The sequence below is a fragment of the Sphingomonas sp. Leaf339 genome (genome assembly GCF_001426195.1).
GTDB lineage: Bacteria > Pseudomonadota > Alphaproteobacteria > Sphingomonadales > Sphingomonadaceae > Sphingomonas.
Genome location: NZ_LMRS01000052.1, coordinates 1 through 322, shown reverse-complemented (window position 1 = coordinate 322; position 322 = coordinate 1). Strand labels below are relative to the sequence as shown.

The following is a 322-nucleotide window of genomic DNA, read 5'->3' as shown; positions in this document are numbered from 1 at the left end:
GCTGGGTCTGCGGTCTGCCCGTTGAAGGGGTTGGATTTGGGATTTTGGCTTAGGCGGCGACGTCGGTTTTCGTCCGATAACAACAAGCAGCCGGGTTCTGGGGATTTTGGAATGATTTGCTCGCCTTTGGGCGGGGGATTTTCTGGAATTTTTCGGGAAGGCTGCGGCAAACAAGGGCGGTTTTGCGTGTTTTTAGAAGAAGACGCGCTTTCGCTTTGCTTTACGAAACGAGGACGAAGCGGCTCCGTTGTGGGAGGCGGAGCGATACCGGTCACGCGCAATTCCCTGGGAGCACATTGGAGGAGAAGGGTATGAGCTCAAC

General features: G+C 55.3%; 1 protein-coding gene. It reads right to left on the bottom strand.

The genetic code is table 11. The annotated features are described in order from the left end of the window. A partial coding sequence (locus tag ASG67_RS19615) for a hypothetical protein (RefSeq protein WP_235472370.1) occupies positions 1–275 on the bottom strand: 275 nt, incomplete at its 3' end. Positions 276–322 lie beyond the last annotated feature (47 nt).